This is a genomic window from Bacillus bruguierae, from assembly GCF_037104725.1.
Taxonomy (GTDB): domain Bacteria; phylum Bacillota; class Bacilli; order Bacillales; family Bacillaceae_G; genus Bacillus_A; species Bacillus_A bruguierae.
Genome location: NZ_JBAWSX010000004.1, coordinates 164,768 through 183,540, shown reverse-complemented (window position 1 = coordinate 183,540; position 18,773 = coordinate 164,768). Strand labels below are relative to the sequence as shown.

The window sequence follows — 18,773 nt, the reverse complement described above, 5'->3', positions numbered from 1 at the left end:
TCCAAAAAAAACAGAGTATTACCATATGTTTGTGTCAATTTCATGAACATCGTACATAATGTTGTGCATTTTGTTTTCACTAATTGTATAGTAAGAAAAGATAATGTGAAGCTTCCAGCGATAGGGATTACATACTGATGGAAAGCTCTCACCAATCGGGCGCATGCCAGCAGTTCTCCCCCGCTTATCTTCTTTGGATTCCTTACAATTTTGAGGAGAGAGCGGGGGAGGTATTGGCCGTTAATACGAGATAAAAAGGATAGGGTTCGTTAGCTGTATTAGAAAAAGGGGGACAAGGGTTTGGTACGACAAATCAATGAAACATTTTTAAAAGCATGCAGAGGAGAACGCACGGATTATGTACCAGCATGGTATATGCGCCAAGCAGGTCGTTCTCAGCCAGAATACAGAAAGATTAAAGAAAAGTATTCTTTGTTTGAAATTACACATCAACCAGAGCTTTGTGCCTATGTAACGAAGCTGCCTGTTGATCAATATAATGTTGACGCTGCTATTTTATATAAAGATATTATGTCACCGCTTCCATCGATTGGTGTGGACGTAGAGATTAAATCTGGAATCGGACCTGTAATTGATAATCCGATTCGTTCGCTTCAAGATGTCGAAAAATTAGGGGAAATTCACCCAGAAGAAGACGTTTCATATGTGCTTGATACGATTCGCCTATTAACAACGGAAATGCTTGATGTCCCGTTAATCGGATTTTCAGGAGCGCCGTTTACGTTAGCGAGTTATATGATTGAAGGCGGTCCGTCTCGTAATTATCATAAAACGAAAGCGTTTATGTATGCGGAGCCAAAAGCATGGTTTGCGCTAATGGATAAGCTTGCAGATATGACAATTACCTATTTAAAAGCGCAAATTAACGCCGGCGCAAAAGCAATTCAAATTTTCGATTCCTGGGTTGGCACGGTAAGTGTGACGGATTACCGTTTATATATTAAACCAGCAATGGAGCGCATTTTCACAGAACTTCGTCCGATGAATGTACCACTTATTATGCACGGCGTTGGAGCGAGTCATTTAGCAAATGAATGGCATGATCTGCCGCTTGATGTTGTCGGTTTGGACTGGCGCCTGCCGATTGAAGAGGCGCGTGCTCGCGGCATTCAAAAGGCTGTGCAAGGAAATTTAGACCCATCTATTTTACTTGCACCGTGGAATGTGATTGAAACGCATGTAAAAGCGATTTTAGATGAGGGAATGAAACAGCCAGGTTACGTATTTAATTTAGGACATGGTGTTTTCCCAGAGGTGAATCCAGAAACGTTAAAACAGATGACTGCATTCATACATGACTATTCAAGAGAACAGTTGGCGAAGTAAAGGAGAAGCCCATATGAAAAAGAAAATCGGTTTACTTGTGATGGCATATGGAACGCCGTATAAAGAAGAGGATATTGAACGTTATTATACACACATTCGCCGCGGCAAAACGCCAAGTGTGGAAATGTTAGAAGACTTAACAGAACGATACAGAGCAATTGGCGGGATTTCGCCTCTTGCGAAGATCACACTTGAACAAGCGGAAAAGTTAGAAGCATATTTAAATGAGATGCAAGATGACGTGGAGTTTAAATTGTATCTCGGCTTAAAACATATTGAGCCATTTATTGAAGATGCTGTGAAGAAGATGCACGAAGATGGAATTGAAGATGCAATTGCGATCGTTCTTGCGCCGCACTATTCTACTTTCAGCGTGAAGTCTTATATCGGACGAGCACAAGAAGAAGCTGATAAACTTGGCGGCTTACAAATTCACGGTATTGATAGTTGGTATAAAGAACCAAAATTTATTGATTATTGGGTGAACCAAGTGAAAGCAATATATGAAAAGATGACAGCTGATGAACGTGAAAAAGCGGTCCTTATCGTATCTGCACATAGTTTACCGGAGAAAATCATTACACTTGGAGATCCGTATCCAGAGCAATTAAGTGAAACGGCTGATTATATTGCACGCGGAGCTGGAGTAGAAAACTATGCAGTAGGCTGGCAAAGTGCTGGTAATACGCCAGATCCATGGCTTGGGCCGGATGTACAGGATTTAACACGTCAGTTGCATGAGAAATATGGATACACATCCTTTGTATATGCACCCGTTGGCTTTGTTGCTGATCATTTAGAAGTATTATATGACAATGACATTGAATGTAAAATTGTCACAGAAGAAATTCAAGCAAACTATTATCGCCCAGAAATGCCAAATGCAAAGGCCCCATTTATTTCTTGTTTAGCAGATGTTGTCATGAAAAAGTGGAGTGCAGTTTCATAAAGCAGGGAAGGAGGAAGCAGTCGTGAAAAAGAAGATAGTGATTATAGGCGGCGGGATTTCCGGCTTAACAACAGCATATTACTTGCAAAAAGAAATTCGGGAACAAAGTTTGCCGATTGACACAATGCTTATTGAAGCATCAGGAAGGCTTGGCGGGAAAATTAAAACATTTAGAAAAGATGGATATACAATTGAACGTGGCCCGGATTCGTTCTTAGAACGGAAAGAGAGTGCGGCAAGGTTAGCACGTGAATTACAACTTGGTGATCAACTTGTGAATAATGCAACAGGGAAATCGTTTGTACTTGTGAATAATCGATTGCACAGCATTCCAAGCGGTTCGATGATGGGAATTCCAACGCAAATTACACCATTTGTATTTTCCGGGTTGTTTTCTCCTATCGGAAAGCTCCGTGCAGGATTTGATTTTGTACTGCCTCGCTCTAAACCGGTATCAGATCAATCGCTCGGTCAATTTTTCCGTCGCCGTTTAGGAAATGAAGTAGTTGAAAATTTGATTGAGCCATTGTTATCAGGTATTTATGCTGGTGATATTGATCAGATGAGTTTAATGGCAACGTTCCCGCAGTTCTATCAAGTAGAGCAAAAGTATCGCAGCATTTCGCTCGGTATGCGTACATTGGCACCGAAACAGCCAAAGGATGCAAAGGCAAAAACAAAAGGAATCTTTTTAACGTTAAAAACAGGTTTACAATCTATTGTTGATAGGATTGAAGAGCGATTAGAAGATGGAACAGTTATGAAAGGGACGCGTGTTGAAAAAATCATAAAGATCGATGACCGCTATAGCATTACGCTTAGCAATGGAAAACAAGTAGAAGCAGATGCAGTTGTAATGGCCGCATCTCACAAATGGCTGCCATCGATGTTTTCTCAGTATAAACAGTTCCATTTCTTCCGTAACATTCCATCAACATCAGTTGCCAATGTAGCATTAGCATTTCCAAAAGAAGCGATTCAGCGCGACATTGAAGGAACGGGGTTTCTTGTGTCGCGCAATAGTGATTTTACAATTACAGCATGTACGTGGACACATAAAAAATGGCCGCATACAACGCCAGAAGGAAAAGTACTCCTGCGCTGTTACGTTGGGCGTCCCGGCGATGAAGCAATTGTGGAACAAACAGATGAAGAAATGGTTCGCGTCGTGTTAGAAGACTTGCAAAAGACAATGGATATAACAGCTGAGCCAGAATTTGCAGTTGTTAGCCGCTGGAAAGAAGCGATGCCGCAATATACAGTTGGTCATCAACAGCGTATGAAAACGTTAAAGCAGTTCATGAACGAAGAATTACCGGGTATTTACTTAGCAGGAAGCTCGTATGCCGGTGCTGGATTGCCAGATTGTATTGATCAAGGCGAAGCTGCTGTAAAGTATGTATTGTCTTATTTAGAACAAACAAATCAAAAAGAGTTAATGGCGTAATAAGAGGAGCATCCCTTTGGAGAAGGGATGCTTTTTATATGATAATGTGTTTGTTCTATATAAATCAATTTTAATTTTTCGACATCTTTGTCTAGCTCTGCCTCCTAGGCCCTCATGTCTAAGAACCTTGCACACGAGAAGGTAAAAAACACCTTCTGTGTGAAAGAACCTTAGTCAACAGGCCTAAACAGTCGGCTCCGCTTTTCTTTATAAGTTGCTGTTATGCAGACTGCAACACGACCTGTCCTCCCTTAAAAAGAAAGAGGTTTTTATGTCGGTTTTCTTATTTGGATATATATATTCAAGTAGTTGTTGTGTTGGCTTTTCAACTTGTATTTATATCATTCTACTTTAAAGTTCATGTTTCAATTTAGTAATAAAGTGCTTACAAATTTGAGAGTAATGTTTTCCTTCTGAGCGTACCCAGGCAAAATAGACATCATGTTGCTTAGGAACCTCAAGGTCAATCATGACAATGTCTTTTTTTAATAGAGTAGACTCATTAGCAAAGGAATAATCAGGACCAACAGTGATAGCTAATCCATCTTTAATAGCTTTTTGGATGGCATCTGTATGATTAGTGGTAAAAAGAATATCAACAGATCCATATACAGCCGTGAATTGCTTCATAAACCATTCGACGTAATCATCCTTGTATAAAACTAAAGAATGATTCAACAGTTCTTCTGGGGTAATTGATTTGTTAAATGCTAAAGGCGAATTACGGTTGACCCCAATAACCATTTTTCCTTTCAACAATGGTTCGAGCAAGAATCCACTGCTTTTATGAACAAGGTCTTCAAATAGAATAATGAGACCCATGTCAATCTTATGTTGGCGAATATCATCTAGTATTTCCTGTGAACCTTTTTCAAATATCTCTATTTTTACATTTGGATAATCCTTTTTAAAATTTGTTACTGTATTAACCAATAAAGGCATAGGACCAGGAATTGTTGCAATTCTTAATTCACCACTTATGGTATTTGAAAACCCGTTAGCCTCATCTTTTAACTCCTGGAGTTTCTCTAGTACTTCAGCAGCTTTTTTAATAATAATTTTTCCTTCAGCAGTAGGGATTGTACCTAAACGAGAACGTGTAAATAACGATATCCCTAATTCTGCTTCCAATGCTGAGATAGATTGACTGATAGCAGATAACGTGACATGCATATTTTGTGCTGCAATGGTTAAAGAACCTGCATTGGTAACCTCAATGATATATTCTAATTGCTCGATATTCATATAAACATGCCCCTTTTGTTAAGTGTTACTTAAGTAATAGTAAGTATATTTTAATAATATTTAATTTATAGAAGTGTTACAATTATTGCAAGAAATCTAATAACATATAGGAGGGCTAGTATGATGACAAGAAGAGTTGCTGTAATTACAGGTGGAGGAAGCGGAATTGGTCGACAAACATGTATCAAATTTGCACAAAAAGGAGATCAAGTGGTAGTCGCTGATTTTAATGAGACAAGTGGAAAAGAAACTGTAGAAATGATTAAAGCTGAGGGTGGAACAGCTATTTTTGTTAAGACAGATGTTTCACAGTACGAACACGTAGAAAATCTAGTTAATACCGCAGTAGAAGCGTATGGCCGGATTGATGTTATGTTTAACAATGCTGGAATTGGCGGTGCAGGTCCAGTGCTTAATCAAAATATGGACCTCTATGAAAAAGTAATTGGAGTGAATCAACATGGTGTTGCCTATGGAATCATAGCAGCAGGAAAGAAGATGAAGGAATTAAATATAAAAGGTGTAATTATAAATACAACGTCTGTTTATGGCTTCTTAGCTTCTCCAGGTACATTTGCATACCATGCAACAAAAGGTGCTGTTATTATGATGACAAAATCTGCAGCTCTTGAATTAGCTGAATATGGAATTCGTGTAGTAGCGGTAGCACCAGGAGTTGTTGATACGCCTATTCTTCATGGATATAAAGATAGTATGATTGAATCTATGAAAATGAAGGTTATGGGTAATGGGTTAACGAATCCAGAAGCACTTGCTGATGTAGTCTACCTTCTTTCATTAGAAGAAGCAGATGCCATTAATGGGAGTGTAGTAATGGCTGACCATGGATATGCCTCATTCAAATAATGACATGTAAATGTGATTTTCTAGTTTAAATATATATACTATTTTTTGAATATTCTATTAATTGTATTTATAATTGAAATGCTCACGATAGAACGTACAAATTTGTGGGGGATAACGGTTAGCATATGCCCGATTGGGCAGGCTTTCATCAGAGAGGAATGAAAAACTCTTCACTGATGAAAGTTTCACTTTATTAAAGGAAAGGATTTTTTATATGAAAGGGATTAGCAATATTCCACAGCCTAAAACTTTTGGTCCACTTCGCAATTTACCGTTGTTAAAGGGAGAAGAGCCCATGCAATCCATTGTAAAGCTTTCATATGAGTATGGGCCAATTTTTCAACTTGAATTGCCTGGAAGGACTCGTACCATTGTTTCTAATCATGAATTAGTGGCGGAAGTATGTGATGAATCTCGTTTTGAAAAGAGTATTGGAACCGCTTTACAAAATGTTCGTGCATTTGCTGGCGACGGGTTATTTACGAGTTGGACAAACGAACCAAACTGGCATAAGGCACATAACATTCTTCTTCCTAGTTTTAGTCAGCAAGCTATGAAGGGATATCACGCTATGATGGTTGATATCGCTATGCAATTGGTTCAAAAGTGGGAGCGTCTCAACCCTAATGAAAGTATTGATGTACCAGAAGACATGACACGCCTGACGCTAGATACGATTGGATTATGTGGATTTAATTACCGCTTTAATAGCTTTTATCGTGATACGTCGCATCCTTTTATTACTAGCATGGTCCGTTCGCTTGAAGAAGCAATGAATCAATCGCAACGCTTAGGCATACAAGATAAATTAATGGTTATGAAGAAACGTCAGTTTAAGCAAGACATTCAATCTATGTTTGATTTGGTAGATAATATTATTGCAGAGCGTAAAGAAAGTGATAATCAAAATGGAAATGACTTGCTAACTCATATGTTGAATGGGAAAGATCCGCAAACAGGTGAAATGTTGGACGATGAAAATATTCGTTTTCAAATCATTACTTTTTTAATAGCTGGGCATGAGACGACTAGTGGTCTATTGTCATTTGCACTATATTTTCTTTTGAAACACCCTGATAAGCTTAAGAAGGCATATGAAGAAGTAGATCAAGTTTTAACAGAAACGATTCCTACATACGAGCAAGTTCAAAAACTTAAATACATTCGTATGATTCTCAATGAGACGTTACGTTTGTGGCCAACAGCCCCAGCTATTTCACTTTATGCAAAAGAAGATACACTTCTTGGGGGAAGATACCATATAGAAAAAGGAAGAGAAGTTACAGTTCTCATACCAAAGCTTCACCGTGATATGAGTGTATGGGGGGATGCTGTTGAAGATTTCCAACCTGAGAGATTTGAAAACATGGAACAAATTGCCCCGCATGCATATAAGCCATTTGGAAATGGGCAAAGAGCTTGTATTGGACAACAATTTGCACTTCAGGAAGCTACTTTAGTATTAGGTATGATTCTGCAACATTTTGAAATTATAGACCATACAGACTATCAATTAAAAGTTAAGGAAACATTAACTTTGAAACCAGATGGATTTACTATGTGTGTCAAACCACGAACTAAAAAAGTTACATTAGCTGTTTCTGATCCAAGAATGACAATACAAAAAGAACAAGAAACAAAACATAACTTCAAAACTGTTGTCGATTCGCATCATACACCGCTACTAGTACTTTATGGATCCAACCTTGGAACTGCGGAAGGAATTGCACGAAAACTTGCTGATACAGCTCGCTCTCAAGGCTTTCAGAGTGAGGTGGCACCGCTTGATGAGTATATTGAAAAGCTTCCTAGAGATGGAGTCGTGTGTATTATCACTTCCTCGTATAATGGTAATGCACCTGATAACGCAAAGGAATTTGTGCATTGGATAAGCGAGTTAGAGGATGAAACACTTAAAGGAGTGAAGTATGCTGTTTTTGGATGTGGCAACCGTAGTTGGGCTAGTACATATCAACGTATCCCAAGGTTGATTGATGAAAACTTGGCATTAAAGGGTGCGGCTCGTCTGACTATACGTGGTGAAGGCGATGTGAATGAAGACTTTGAGTTCCAATTTGATGAGTGGAAAAATCAGTTATGGGAAGATGTAGCAAAAGCTTTTCATTTAGAAGTAACTAAAAATGAAGGACGTTCGGAAAATAAACTTAAATTACAATTTGTTAGTGAATTGACAAGTACTCCTCTTGCGAAAACATATCATGCACTTTCGGCTTACGTTATAGAAAATCGTGAGCTTCAAACAAAGGAGAGTGCACACAGTACGCGCCATATTGACGTTATTTTGCCTGAAGGTACTAAATACCAAGAGGGTGATCATCTAGGAGTGTTCCCGCAGAATAGAAAAGAGCTTGTAGAACGTGTTTTAAAACGATATGGACTAAAAGGGAAAGATGTTCTTCTTCTGAGTGGAAGCGATCATAACATGGCACATCTTCCTTTAAAACAGTGCGTATGTGTGTATGAACTGCTAGCAAATTATGTGGAATTACAAGAGCCAGTGACACGGGCCCAGCTTCGTGAATTAGCGGCATATACGGTTTGTCCGCCTCATAAACAAGAGTTAGAGGCTCTTTTAGAGGAAGATGCATACAAAACGAGTATTCTTCAAAAACGTACAACTATGCTCGATTTACTTGAGAAATATCCTGCTTGTGAATTGCCGTTTGAAAGGTTTTTAGAGCTTCTTTCACCTTTAAAAGTCCGATACTATTCAATTTCTAGTTCACCGCAATTTGTTTCAAATCGTGCGAGTATCACAGTGGGTGTCGTACGAGGGCCATCTTGGAGCGGGCATGGTGAATACCTGGGAGTTGCTTCAAACTATTTGGCTAAGCGGCAAGTAGGAGATGTTATCGCATGTTTTATCCGTAATCCGCAATCAGGGTTTCACTTGCCAGAAAATCCTGAGAAGCCAATTATTATGGTTGGGCCTGGAACAGGAGTTGCTCCATTCTTAGGATTTTTGCAAGCACGTCGTGTTCAAAAGCAAGAGGGTCATAAATTAGGAGAGGCACATCTATACTTTGGTTGTCGTCATCCTGAGCAGGATTATCTTTACCGTGAAGAGTTAGAGCGTGCTGGGGAGGATGGATTAGTAACGCTTCATACAGCGTTCTCTCGTTTAGAGGACCAACCTAAAACCTACGTACAACATCTGATGAAACAGGATGCAAGCAAATTAATTCGTTTGCTTGATGAGGGTGGTCACCTCTATATATGCGGAGATGGAAGTCGAATGGCTCCAGATGTAGAGAGAGCTTTATGCGAAGGCTATCAAATTTATCATGGTGTTGATGAACAAAAAGCAAAAACTTGGCTTGATAATTTGCAATATGAAGAAAGATATGCAAAGGATGTTTGGGCAGGTATATAATTTTTTATAGAGAAAGAGGAACTGTTCTAAAGTGCTATTAAGCTAAAATAATTTTATATTCATATAAAAAAGCGCTATTTTTTCTGTAAGAATATACAGAAAGGATGGCGTTTTTGGTATGAATTTATCAATTTCTGATGAACGAGAATTGTTTTTTATTACAGTCTGTTTTACACATATTAATTAGAAAAACATTTTTCAAAGATTCCATAGAAAGTAACGAACTTTATTCATCAAATGGTCGCAAGAGGGAAAATGAATCCCCTGTTTTAGTGGGAAATTAATTTTTTGTAAATTTATATATAAATATAATGTCCTTTATAAAGAACTCTGCTATGATAGACATGCTAGGCATTGAGAAAAACATGTAGGGGGAGGATTTCTTTGAAAAAACTAGCAATTATCTTTTTTTCATTTGTATTTGTTTTACTAGCAGTGGATATTGTAGCAAAGGCCGAACAGGAACAAGTGTTAACTGTCGATGAAGCAATTCAGTTGTTTCAGCAGCAAGGTAAGAAACAAGCAGCTGTAGAAGGGTATATTGTTGGATACACACAAAATGCAGGTAAATATACGAAAGAACCAGCGGAATTTGGAGATACAAACGTTGCAATTGCCGCTTCTCCAGATGAAGTGAACGCTGATAAAATTATGCCTGTTCAGCTGCCGATAGGTGAAGTTCGTAAAGCAGTGAATGTAAAAGATCATCCAGAAAATATGGGGAAAAAAGTGCGTCTAACAGGTACGTTAGATACTTATTTTGGTAGCCCAGGACTAAAGGCTGTTACAGCTTATGCGTTTCAAGATAAAGAAACTCAAAAAGTAAGCGATGTCATTGCTAGTCCAAACGGGGGCGAAGTAGAAAAGGGAACAGCGGTAACATTATCAACTAGAGCAGAAGGTGCTGCCATCTATTACACGTTAGATGGGTCAAATCCAACGTCTCAAAGTATTCGCTATAATGAACAAATTATACTGAATGAAAATAGTGTCATTAAAGCGATTGCCGTGAAAGAGGGATTTGAAAATTCTAATATCGCGACATTCTCGTTTACAATGATAAAAAATGAACCAGTTCGTATTCACGATATTCAAGGGAAGTCTCATATTTCTTCTTATAATGGAAAAGATGTGAAAGCGGTTACTGGTATTGTGACACAAGTAGATAAATCTGGATTTTATATGCAAGACCCGCAATCTGATGAAGATCCAGCTACGTCAGAAGGGATTTATGTTTATAAAAAAGATAGCGGTGTAAAAGTAGGTGACCTCGTTTCTGTCGATGGACAAGTGGAAGAGTTTATCGGACAAGGATATGCAGATCGTTTTGATACAGATTTATCGATTACAGAAATTAAAGCAAAGTACGTTATCGTGAAAGAGAGTAATCAAAAATTACCTGAAGCAGTTGTATTAGGGGAAAATGGTGTGAAAATACCAGATACAATTATTGATAATGATGGATTTGGCATTTTCGATCCAGCAGAAGATGCAATTGATTTTTATGAAAGTTTAGAAGGCATGCTTGTAACTGTGCCGCAGCCAAAAGTCGTTGGACCGCAAAAAAATGGTAATTTATATGTAACAACTGCGAATGGCAGCCAGAAAGTAACGACAAAATTTGGAACGCCGCTGCTGAAAGCGGACAATGCAAATCCAGAGCGCCTCTCTATTAAAGTTGCACGTAATTATGTAGCAAAATCAGGAGATCAACTTCTTGGAGATGTAACGGGTATCGTTGGTTATGATTACGGAAATTATCGCATTTCACCAATTGCAGAGCTTCCAGCACTGCAAGACGGCGGATTTAAACAACTTGGTGCAAACATTCAACCGCGCCTTGATAAACTAACAATTGCAACATATAATATTGAGAACTTCTCAGCGAATAAAAAAGACACGTCCGATGAGAAAGTAAGACGTCTTGCTTACGCTATTAAATACAATTTAAAAATGCCAGATATTATTGGTGTTCAAGAAATGCAAGATAACAATGGAACAATGAATGATGGCACAACAGATGCATCGCTTAGTGCAAAGCGCTTAATTGATGCGATTCAAGCAATTCGCGGACCAAAGTATGAGTATGTAGAAATTGCACCAGAAAATAATAAAGATGGCGGTGCGCCAGGAGCGAATATTCGCGTTGGTTTCTTCTATAATCCATCTCGCGTGAAATTAGCACAAAAACCAGTTTTACTTGAGAAAAATGTTGTACGAATTGGACAAAATAATACATTATTTGACGACACACGTAAGCCGTTAGCTGCTGAGTTTACATTCCAAGGGCAAAATATCGTTGTTATTTCCAATCATTTAAACTCTAAATTAGGAGATGCATCGCCATTTGGAAAAATCCAGCCGCTTGTATTAAAAAGTGAAGCAAGACGCGTGCAGCTTGCTGAGGAAGTAAATGGTTTCGTAAAAGGCATTCAAGGACGACATGCAAACGCACCAGTTGTTGCCCTTGGCGATATGAACGACTTCGACTTCTCAAAACCAATGCAAGCATTAAAAGGCGACATTATGAAAGAAATGCTTGAAACAGTTCCACAAGAAAATCGTTACACATATATTCATGATGGAAATGCACAAGTATTAGATCACATTTTCGTAACGAATAACATTGCACCGCATACAATTGTTGATCCAGTTCATTTAAACTCGAATGTTATGGAAGAACACGGTCGTATGAGTGACCATGATCCAGTGCTTGCACAAATTGATTTAAAGAAAGCTTCGTAATAAGAAAAACTGCGTTCAATGGGCTTGTATTGCCTGGTAAGTGAAAATGCACCCTATAAAATGGACAGTTTAATAAAAGGCTTTAGAACTTAAACGCATAAAAGATGGTTTCGATGTTGTATCGGATCCATCTTTTTTAATTTCTTTGTCTCAATTACTGGCCTTGGTCGCACTGTTTCAATCGATTATTGTTTTTTCTTTGCTCTTACACAAAGTAGTTGAACTTACAAAAAGCCCAAGACACAATAATATATTTCTATATTTAACGAAAGTATACGCTAAGCAAAATTTGGCATGAAGAAGCGTTGATTTTACTAATCTAAGAAAATCAACTAATCTCAAAAACGTCGGTAGGTATTTGAGACAAATGAACTTCAACGTAAAAAACGTAAAAAAAGCTAAAAATAGCTTAAATGGCGTCTCAAAACTTATCTTTAAATTAAAATCAAAATCCCAATTGAAATCATGCTATTGGTTTTTGAAAATCTCTTAGCGTATAAAAACATTAAAATGTACGTGTTACCCTTTTTTAAATTTCTGTTCAATCTTATCATGTATTGATTCGATTTTTTCAGGCAACACAAATAAATATTCGATAAGGACTTCTAATAATTCTGTTACTAAAGTTATTGTTTCATCATCAATTTCCCGTTTCAATTCAAGCATTTCATAAAAAGAACCGTCCGGATGAACGAGGTAGCCAACATCTTGAATCTGTTTAGTTAAATCGATATAGTTTGGCAATTGTTGAAATTGCTGGGAAAGAGACAGCCCATTACTATCCTCTCCAAGAAAATGTTTGAGGACACTTTCAAGAACTCGTTTTGACATTACTGCAGCAGCAGAATTATCTTTTGACTGACTGACATTTAAAGCAGAGCGATATGCCCTGACAAGGTCTATAGGGATATGTTTATTGCGTTCGAGCTGGTCCAAAGGATCTCTTAAATCCGAAGGACTATAAATATAAACTTCTAATTCTCTATTTAATCGATTCGAATTAAACATAAGCACAAATTCTGATGGCTTTTTACATTCAGAACAAATCCCTTCTGCGAATAATCCTCTTTTTGTAACTTGATAATAATTCGTTTTTAACGTAAATTCACTTGATTTACCGCATTTAGGACACTGACTTTTGACATTTTTTGGCACCTTTAAATACCCATACTGGGTATGAGACAAAATGGCCCCTGGCAATATTCTCCTCATTTAAACCTCCTAAAAACTCAACCCTAATACGTAACTTATATAAATATTTCTGGTGACGATTCAGTCACCTCATGAAGATATAAGATAGTTAGAATATGTTTACCTGTTTTATCACAAGATGTAGTGGTATCGCAAAGTAGTTATTATTTCTGTATAGTTTATAATTGGTAATACCAATTTTTAAAGTTATACAAAAAGTATAACTTTAAAAATTATAATTGCAATCTATAATATGTGGAAATAATGGTTTTTTTTAAAAGTAAAGTATCACCATAAATGCCCACATTTTAACAAACGTATAAGCTAAGCAATTCGATATGAAAAAACGTCGATTTTACTATTCTAAGTTTATCATTGTTTTCATTATAACGAGGTGGTGGTGGGCAACGACGTACAAAAACCCCGAATCAGGGACATGATTCGGGGTACAGTTCACATAAGAAGAACGAGTGAGGTTCTTTTTATGTTTCAATATATAAGTTGTTATGTTGAATACAAAAATACTCATTCTGCACGAAAAGGTAGCAGCAATTTATCTGCAAGGTACAAACTTCCATGAGCTAGGTTTTTGCGTTTTTTCACCTAGTACAATCCAACTTTTTTCTGCATTTACATTTTCATAATTTAATGGATAACCATCTGTAAAGATATTATATTCTGTAGGGTTATTCGGATTAATTTGAATTTTAAAGTCAGCTAAACTATCAGATTTTTGAGCAAGGTGAACCCAACTAGAATACTTAGACCAATTTAAATATTGATATTCATTATAATTCGAGTTCTTCATGTGAAGATATACGCTCTCACCATGGTGCAATTTTGCGTCATTTTCTTTGTAAAATTCAAATTCTATAGGTGTACCAGATTGTGTATTATTATTTCCATTTGCAAGTAACACATAATCGTAACGAGTTCCTGCATACCATTTAAATGTTAAACCTTGATAAGGAGATTCACTTGGTACGATATAATAGTTTTTCCCTGCTTCTACGACATTTCCTTCTGCATCATAGATTAATGCCTTCTCTATACTTGGAGCCTGCTCATTTTTAGCAAAAGTTTTAAACCAAAGATTTAAGAAACCTGCTGTATTGCGCTGAGCTGCTGTTAAGCTTCGCTGCACAGCAGGAATAACCATCTCTTGCCACAATTGTTCTTTACCACTATTGTAATACTTCAATGTATTGTCATTAGTGATATTCTGGATTTCAGGTTTAGCTACCTTTGCTACATAATCAATCCATTCTTCAGGTTTAGTGAAAGAATCGTTATAATTCCCGCCAGTATTGACTGCAAATTGATTTTGAATGGTTGTCACATAATTTTCAAAGGCACTATGATATTTGATAGCCCTTGTATCAATTGCGGTAAAATTTGCTGCATGCATAGGCTGTGTAGCATCTGTAAGGTAGTGCGTGGCTACTCCTAAATAATAGAAAGCTTTTTCATAATCTTTATTTCGAAAATGCTCTCCAGATTCATAAAAGTATTTCTTTCCTTGTGTAAGAGCTGTTGGATCTGTTTCACCTCTATAATTTTTCTGAGTATCAGGATCATAAAAGTGAGACTTCCATCCTCCTTTGAAAACTCCGCCGATTCCTAACCCGCCATCGTTAAATTCAGAATTATAATCTGCATCATATAATCCTTTTGAAAATAAATCTTTATATTGCGGGAAATTTAAGAAGTCTACAGCCTGTTTATTTGTTTCCACATTAGATTCTGTTTTCATAATTTCAATAGCTTGTTTTGCAATCCATAAATGTGTACTTTTATCAGAATGATACGGAGCCTCTGCAGACCATTTTTCAGCAATGGGATCATTCTCATTTAAATCAATTTGATCGAGATGAGCATAGCTATGTTGAGGGAATGCTCCTAAAATACTTAAAGTCGTGCCAGCTATACATAGTGTTGAGATAATTTTTTTCATTTTATCTTCCTTTCTAACTATAATATTATAATAATCATTATATATAAAATAATAGTGATTTCAATATTTCCATGTACGATTCTTTTGTTTTTTCCTACATTGACACTTTTTTGTTACAATGTAATAAGAAATAAAACTTGAAAAAGATGGGAAGCTATGGTAATATCATAAACGTACTATATGACCAAAATGTTCAAATGGTCATTTTGGAGGTGAAAACGTGGCAATTGATCGAAAACGAGCAATTATTGAAGCAGCAACAAAATCTTTTTCAGCATTTGGGTATAAAGCAACTACGATGGATCAAGTTGCAAAGTTAGCCAATGTCGGAAAAGGGACAATTTATACGTTTTTTAAAAATAAGGAAGAGTTGTTTGGTGAAATTATCTCTAATTTAATTACAGAAATGAAACAAGCCGCAGAAACAACAATCGATCCAACTATGTCATTTTTTGAAAACGTACATCGTGCATTATACAGTATTTTAGAATTTCGAAAAGACCATCAACTTATGATTAAGCTCATTCAAGAAGAACGAGATATGGGAACAAAAGAAGTGCAAGATGTTATGCAGCAATTGGATTCGGCAATTATTACATTTATTAAATCGCATCTTGAAGCTGCAATTGCAAAAGGTGAAGTTACGGCATGTGACCCAGAAATTACAGCATTTATCATGGTTCGTTTGTATATATCTCTCATTTTTGATTGGGAAAAATATCATGAACCGTTAGAAAAAGAGCATATTGCTGAACTTTTTGAATTATATTTATTAAAAGGATTGTCAAAATGAGATAATCCTCTTATTATTATAAAATATGACCAAGTGAATGATTCGGTCAGAAGTTTGTGGAGGAGGAATTGTAAGAAGATAGCAGAACATACGAGAGGATGAATTGGTCGTTATTTTCTTCTTTTTTTACAAAAACTGACTGAATGAACAAAACGGTCAATAATTAAAAAAGGAGGAGTAAACAATGCGAGGATTGAAACTGCTTGGACAAGAGTTTGCTACGATCATCAGAAGCAAAAAAATCTTAATTCCAATAATTGCAGTCTTATTTATTCCAGTATTGTATGCTGGTATGTTCTTATGGGCGTTTTGGGATCCATATAAACAATTAGATGATTTACCAGTTGCAGTTGTAAACCTTGATGAAGGTGTAGTGTACAATGGAAAACCGATTGAAGCTGGTAAAGAACTTGTTGATAACTTGAAAGAAAAAGAGGGTTTCAAATGGGAGTTTGTCAGCGAGAAAACAGCAAAAAAAGGAATGGACGATCGTAAATACTACATGACGGTCCGCATCCCAAGTGACTTTTCTAAAAATACAACAACATTGTTGGATGCAAACCCTAAAAAATCAAAACTAGAGTACATTCCAAATGAAAGCTTAAACTTCTTATCCTCACAAATTGGTGGATCAGCCATTGAAAAAATTAAAAGCGAAGTATCAGCTACAGTAACAAAAACATATGCTGAGACAATGTTTGATTCATTAAAAGATGTATCTAAAGGCTTTGCTGATGCGAGTGATGGAGCTGGTAAGATTCATGATGGAACTGGGAAGTTAAAAGATGGCTCACAGCAAATCACAAATGGTTTAGGTGAATTATCTGGGAAAGCTAATGATGGATTGAATCAATTATCAGATGGTTCACAGAAAATTACAAATGGCTTAGGCGAGTTAAATAGTAAAGTAAGTGGCATGCCAGGTGGAGTGAATCAGTTATTAGGTGGTTCACAGAAAATTACAAATGGCTTAGGCGAGTTAAATAGTAAAGTAAGCGCGATGCCAGGTGGAGTGAATCAGTTATTAGGTGGTTCACAAAAAATAACAGGTGGCCTAAATGAACTAATTAATCCTGAAGGGAAATTGCAATCAAGTTTAGGTCAGTTATTAGATGGTTCGCAACAAATTACAGGTGGATTAAAGCAATATATTAATCCACAAGGTGATTATCAATCTGGATTAAAAGCAGCTAAAAACGGTGCACAAGAGGTAAGCACAGGAGCTTCTGAACTTTCACAAGGGGTATCTGAATGGAAGAAACAAGCTGATACACTAAGTGGTGTTGCGAAACAGACAGCCGGAGGGGCTCAACAAGTTTCAAAAAACTTAGCGGATTTAAATAAACAAATTGAAAGTTTACCAGAAGAGTATAGAAAACAACTACAGCCAACTGTCCAAGCAATAATGGCTGGTAATGAACAAGTTTCTAAAGGTACAGCAGGAGTTGCGCAAGGCGTACAAGGTTTGGCTGGAGAAAAAGGTGCTGAAAAAATTGAAGCCGGAGCAACGAAACTTGCAAGTGGTGCAGGTGATTTAAATAAAGGAATCAATCAGCTGTCGGAGAAATCAATAGCAGGTCTAAATAAATTGGCAACTGGCTCAGGGCAAGTAACAGGAGGAATAGGCCAGTTAGCAGATTCAAAAGGGGAATTCCAAACTGGCTTAAATAAATTAGCAAATGGGTCAGGACAGATCACAGGCGGTTTAAATACCTTAGCAGATAGTGCAGGCCCATTAGCAAGTGGAATTAATGCTTTATTCGATGGCTCAGGACAAATAACAGGCGGTTTAAACACTTTAGCAGATAGTGCAGGTCCACTAGCAAACGGAGTAAGTGCATTACTTGATGGTTCGCAAAAAATCTCAGGTGGTCTAGGGCAATTCGTAGATCCAAAAGGGGATTTCCAAAGTGGTTTAGTTCGTTTACAAGACGGTTCAGGTCAAGTAACAAATGGTCTTGGCGAAGCAAATAACGGTTCAAAAGAACTAGCAACAAAACTTGGCGAAGGTGCTGAGAAAACAAGTGAAACAAAAGGCGACGAGAACAAATATGACATGTTCGCTAGTCCGGTGAAAGTGAAAACTGAGAAAATGGCAGAAGTTCCAAACTACGGAACAGGCTTTACACCGTACTTCTTATCTCTTGGTTTATTCGTTGGGGCATTGTTATTATCGATCGTGTTCCCGTTACGCGAAACAGTAGGTATACCGAAATCAGGATTTAGCTGGTTTATTAGTAAGTTTGGTGTACTACTTGCAGTTGGTGTGATTCAAGCGCTTGTGGCGGATGTAGTATTACTGTCTTGGTTAGATATTGAAGTACAAAGTGTTTCGTACTTCGTATTGTTTAGTATTATTACAAGTTTATCGTTTATTGCGCTAGTTCAATTTTTAGTAACGACTTTCGGTGATGCAGGACGCTTTATTGCGATCTTGACATTGATTTTACAGTTAACAACAAGTGCGGGTACATTCCCACTTGAGTTAATTCCGAAACAGCTGCAAGTATTTAACGCATGGTTCCCGATGACATATTCTGTATCAGGACTTAAAGCGGTTGTTTCAAGCGGAGACTTTGGCTTTATGTGGCAAAACGCAGGCATTTTAATGATCTTCATTGTTCTGTTATCACTTGGAACAATTGGTACATTAACTTGGATGCATAAGCGACAATATGGGAAATTTTCTGACGCAGAATAATTGATAAATCCTAAAGGCTTGTAGCCTTTAGGATTTTTTATGTTATGGAAAGTGAGTTGTGGTTCACCGTCCACCTGTATAGTTAATGATGTAATTGACCTTGTTTTAGAGCAAAACATACGGAACAACTATATAAATCA

At 37.2% G+C, this 18,773-nt stretch carries 11 protein-coding genes; 8 read left to right on the top strand and 3 right to left on the bottom strand.

Going from position 1 to position 18,773, the window contains the following annotated elements; translation table 11 throughout:
• Positions 1-300: 300 nt before the first annotated feature.
• The 3 genes from hemE to hemY are packed head-to-tail and all read left to right on the top strand — an operon-like array spanning position 301 to position 3,743.
• Positions 301-1,347, top strand: a complete 1,047-nt coding sequence (gene hemE, locus WAZ07_RS09590; RefSeq protein WP_090915635.1) for a uroporphyrinogen decarboxylase — start codon at positions 301-303, stop codon at positions 1,345-1,347.
• Between the two features lie 13 nt (positions 1,348-1,360).
• The gene (hemH, locus tag WAZ07_RS09585; RefSeq protein ID WP_336472242.1) at positions 1,361-2,296 is read left to right on the top strand and encodes a ferrochelatase; all 936 of its coding nucleotides are present in this window, start codon (positions 1,361-1,363) and stop codon (positions 2,294-2,296) included.
• A gap of 22 nt (positions 2,297-2,318) precedes the next feature.
• Positions 2,319-3,743 (top strand): protoporphyrinogen oxidase, encoded by a 1,425-nt coding sequence (hemY, locus tag WAZ07_RS09580; protein WP_336472241.1) that lies wholly within the window; start codon positions 2,319-2,321, stop codon positions 3,741-3,743.
• A gap of 351 nt (positions 3,744-4,094) precedes the next feature.
• Here hemY and WAZ07_RS09575 read toward each other — a convergent pair whose 3' ends face one another.
• Complete coding sequence (locus WAZ07_RS09575; protein ID WP_336472240.1) at positions 4,095-4,988, bottom strand: LysR family transcriptional regulator; 894 nt, start codon at positions 4,986-4,988, stop codon at positions 4,095-4,097.
• A 120-nt stretch (positions 4,989-5,108) separates the two neighbouring features.
• Between WAZ07_RS09575 and WAZ07_RS09570 the strand changes: the two genes are divergently transcribed.
• From WAZ07_RS09570 to WAZ07_RS09560, 3 genes are all read left to right on the top strand, one after another.
• A complete protein-coding gene (locus WAZ07_RS09570; protein ID WP_336472239.1) occupies positions 5,109-5,855 on the top strand; it encodes an SDR family NAD(P)-dependent oxidoreductase in 747 nt (248 codons plus the stop codon).
• Positions 5,856-6,069: 214 nt separating this feature from the next.
• On the top strand, positions 6,070-9,249 hold the full coding sequence (locus WAZ07_RS09565; protein WP_336472238.1) for a bifunctional cytochrome P450/NADPH--P450 reductase: 3,180 nt from the start codon (positions 6,070-6,072) through the stop codon (positions 9,247-9,249).
• A gap of 378 nt (positions 9,250-9,627) precedes the next feature.
• The gene (locus WAZ07_RS09560) at positions 9,628-11,994 is read left to right on the top strand and encodes a DUF6359 domain-containing protein (protein WP_336472371.1); all 2,367 of its coding nucleotides are present in this window, start codon (positions 9,628-9,630) and stop codon (positions 11,992-11,994) included.
• Positions 11,995-12,513: 519 nt separating this feature from the next.
• Here the strand turns inward: WAZ07_RS09560 and WAZ07_RS09555 are convergent.
• Positions 12,514-13,206, bottom strand: a complete 693-nt coding sequence (locus WAZ07_RS09555) for a hypothetical protein (protein WP_336472237.1) — start codon at positions 13,204-13,206, stop codon at positions 12,514-12,516.
• A 532-nt stretch (positions 13,207-13,738) separates the two neighbouring features.
• On the bottom strand, positions 13,739-15,139 hold the full coding sequence (locus WAZ07_RS09550) for a zinc dependent phospholipase C family protein (RefSeq protein WP_336472236.1): 1,401 nt from the start codon (positions 15,137-15,139) through the stop codon (positions 13,739-13,741).
• Between the two features lie 220 nt (positions 15,140-15,359).
• On the opposite strand from WAZ07_RS09550, the gene WAZ07_RS09545 reads away from it, so the two are divergent.
• Both WAZ07_RS09545 and WAZ07_RS09540 read left to right on the top strand, forming a co-directional pair.
• A complete protein-coding gene (locus tag WAZ07_RS09545; protein ID WP_336472235.1) occupies positions 15,360-15,932 on the top strand; it encodes a TetR/AcrR family transcriptional regulator in 573 nt (190 codons plus the stop codon).
• Positions 15,933-16,116: 184 nt separating this feature from the next.
• Positions 16,117-18,633 carry a YhgE/Pip domain-containing protein gene (locus tag WAZ07_RS09540; RefSeq protein ID WP_336472234.1) on the top strand — a complete coding sequence of 839 codons (2,517 nt, stop codon included), beginning with the start codon at positions 16,117-16,119 and terminating at the stop codon, positions 18,631-18,633.
• The last annotated feature ends 140 nt before the right edge of the window (positions 18,634-18,773 follow it).

Excerpts from the sequence above, each read along its gene's own strand:
- hemH (WP_336472242.1), top strand. The coding sequence starts at position 1,361 with ATGAAAAAGAAAATCGGTTTACTTGTGATGGCATATGGAACGCCGTAT.
- WAZ07_RS09575 (WP_336472240.1), bottom strand. The coding sequence starts at position 4,988 with ATGAATATCGAGCAATTAGAATATATCATTGAGGTTACCAATGCAGGT.
- WAZ07_RS09570 (WP_336472239.1), top strand. The coding sequence starts at position 5,109 with ATGATGACAAGAAGAGTTGCTGTAATTACAGGTGGAGGAAGCGGAATT.
- WAZ07_RS09565 (WP_336472238.1), top strand. The coding sequence starts at position 6,070 with ATGAAAGGGATTAGCAATATTCCACAGCCTAAAACTTTTGGTCCACTT.
- WAZ07_RS09555 (WP_336472237.1), bottom strand. The coding sequence starts at position 13,206 with ATGAGGAGAATATTGCCAGGGGCCATTTTGTCTCATACCCAGTATGGG.
- WAZ07_RS09550 (WP_336472236.1), bottom strand. The coding sequence starts at position 15,139 with ATGAAAAAAATTATCTCAACACTATGTATAGCTGGCACGACTTTAAGT.
- WAZ07_RS09540 (WP_336472234.1), top strand. The coding sequence starts at position 16,117 with ATGCGAGGATTGAAACTGCTTGGACAAGAGTTTGCTACGATCATCAGA.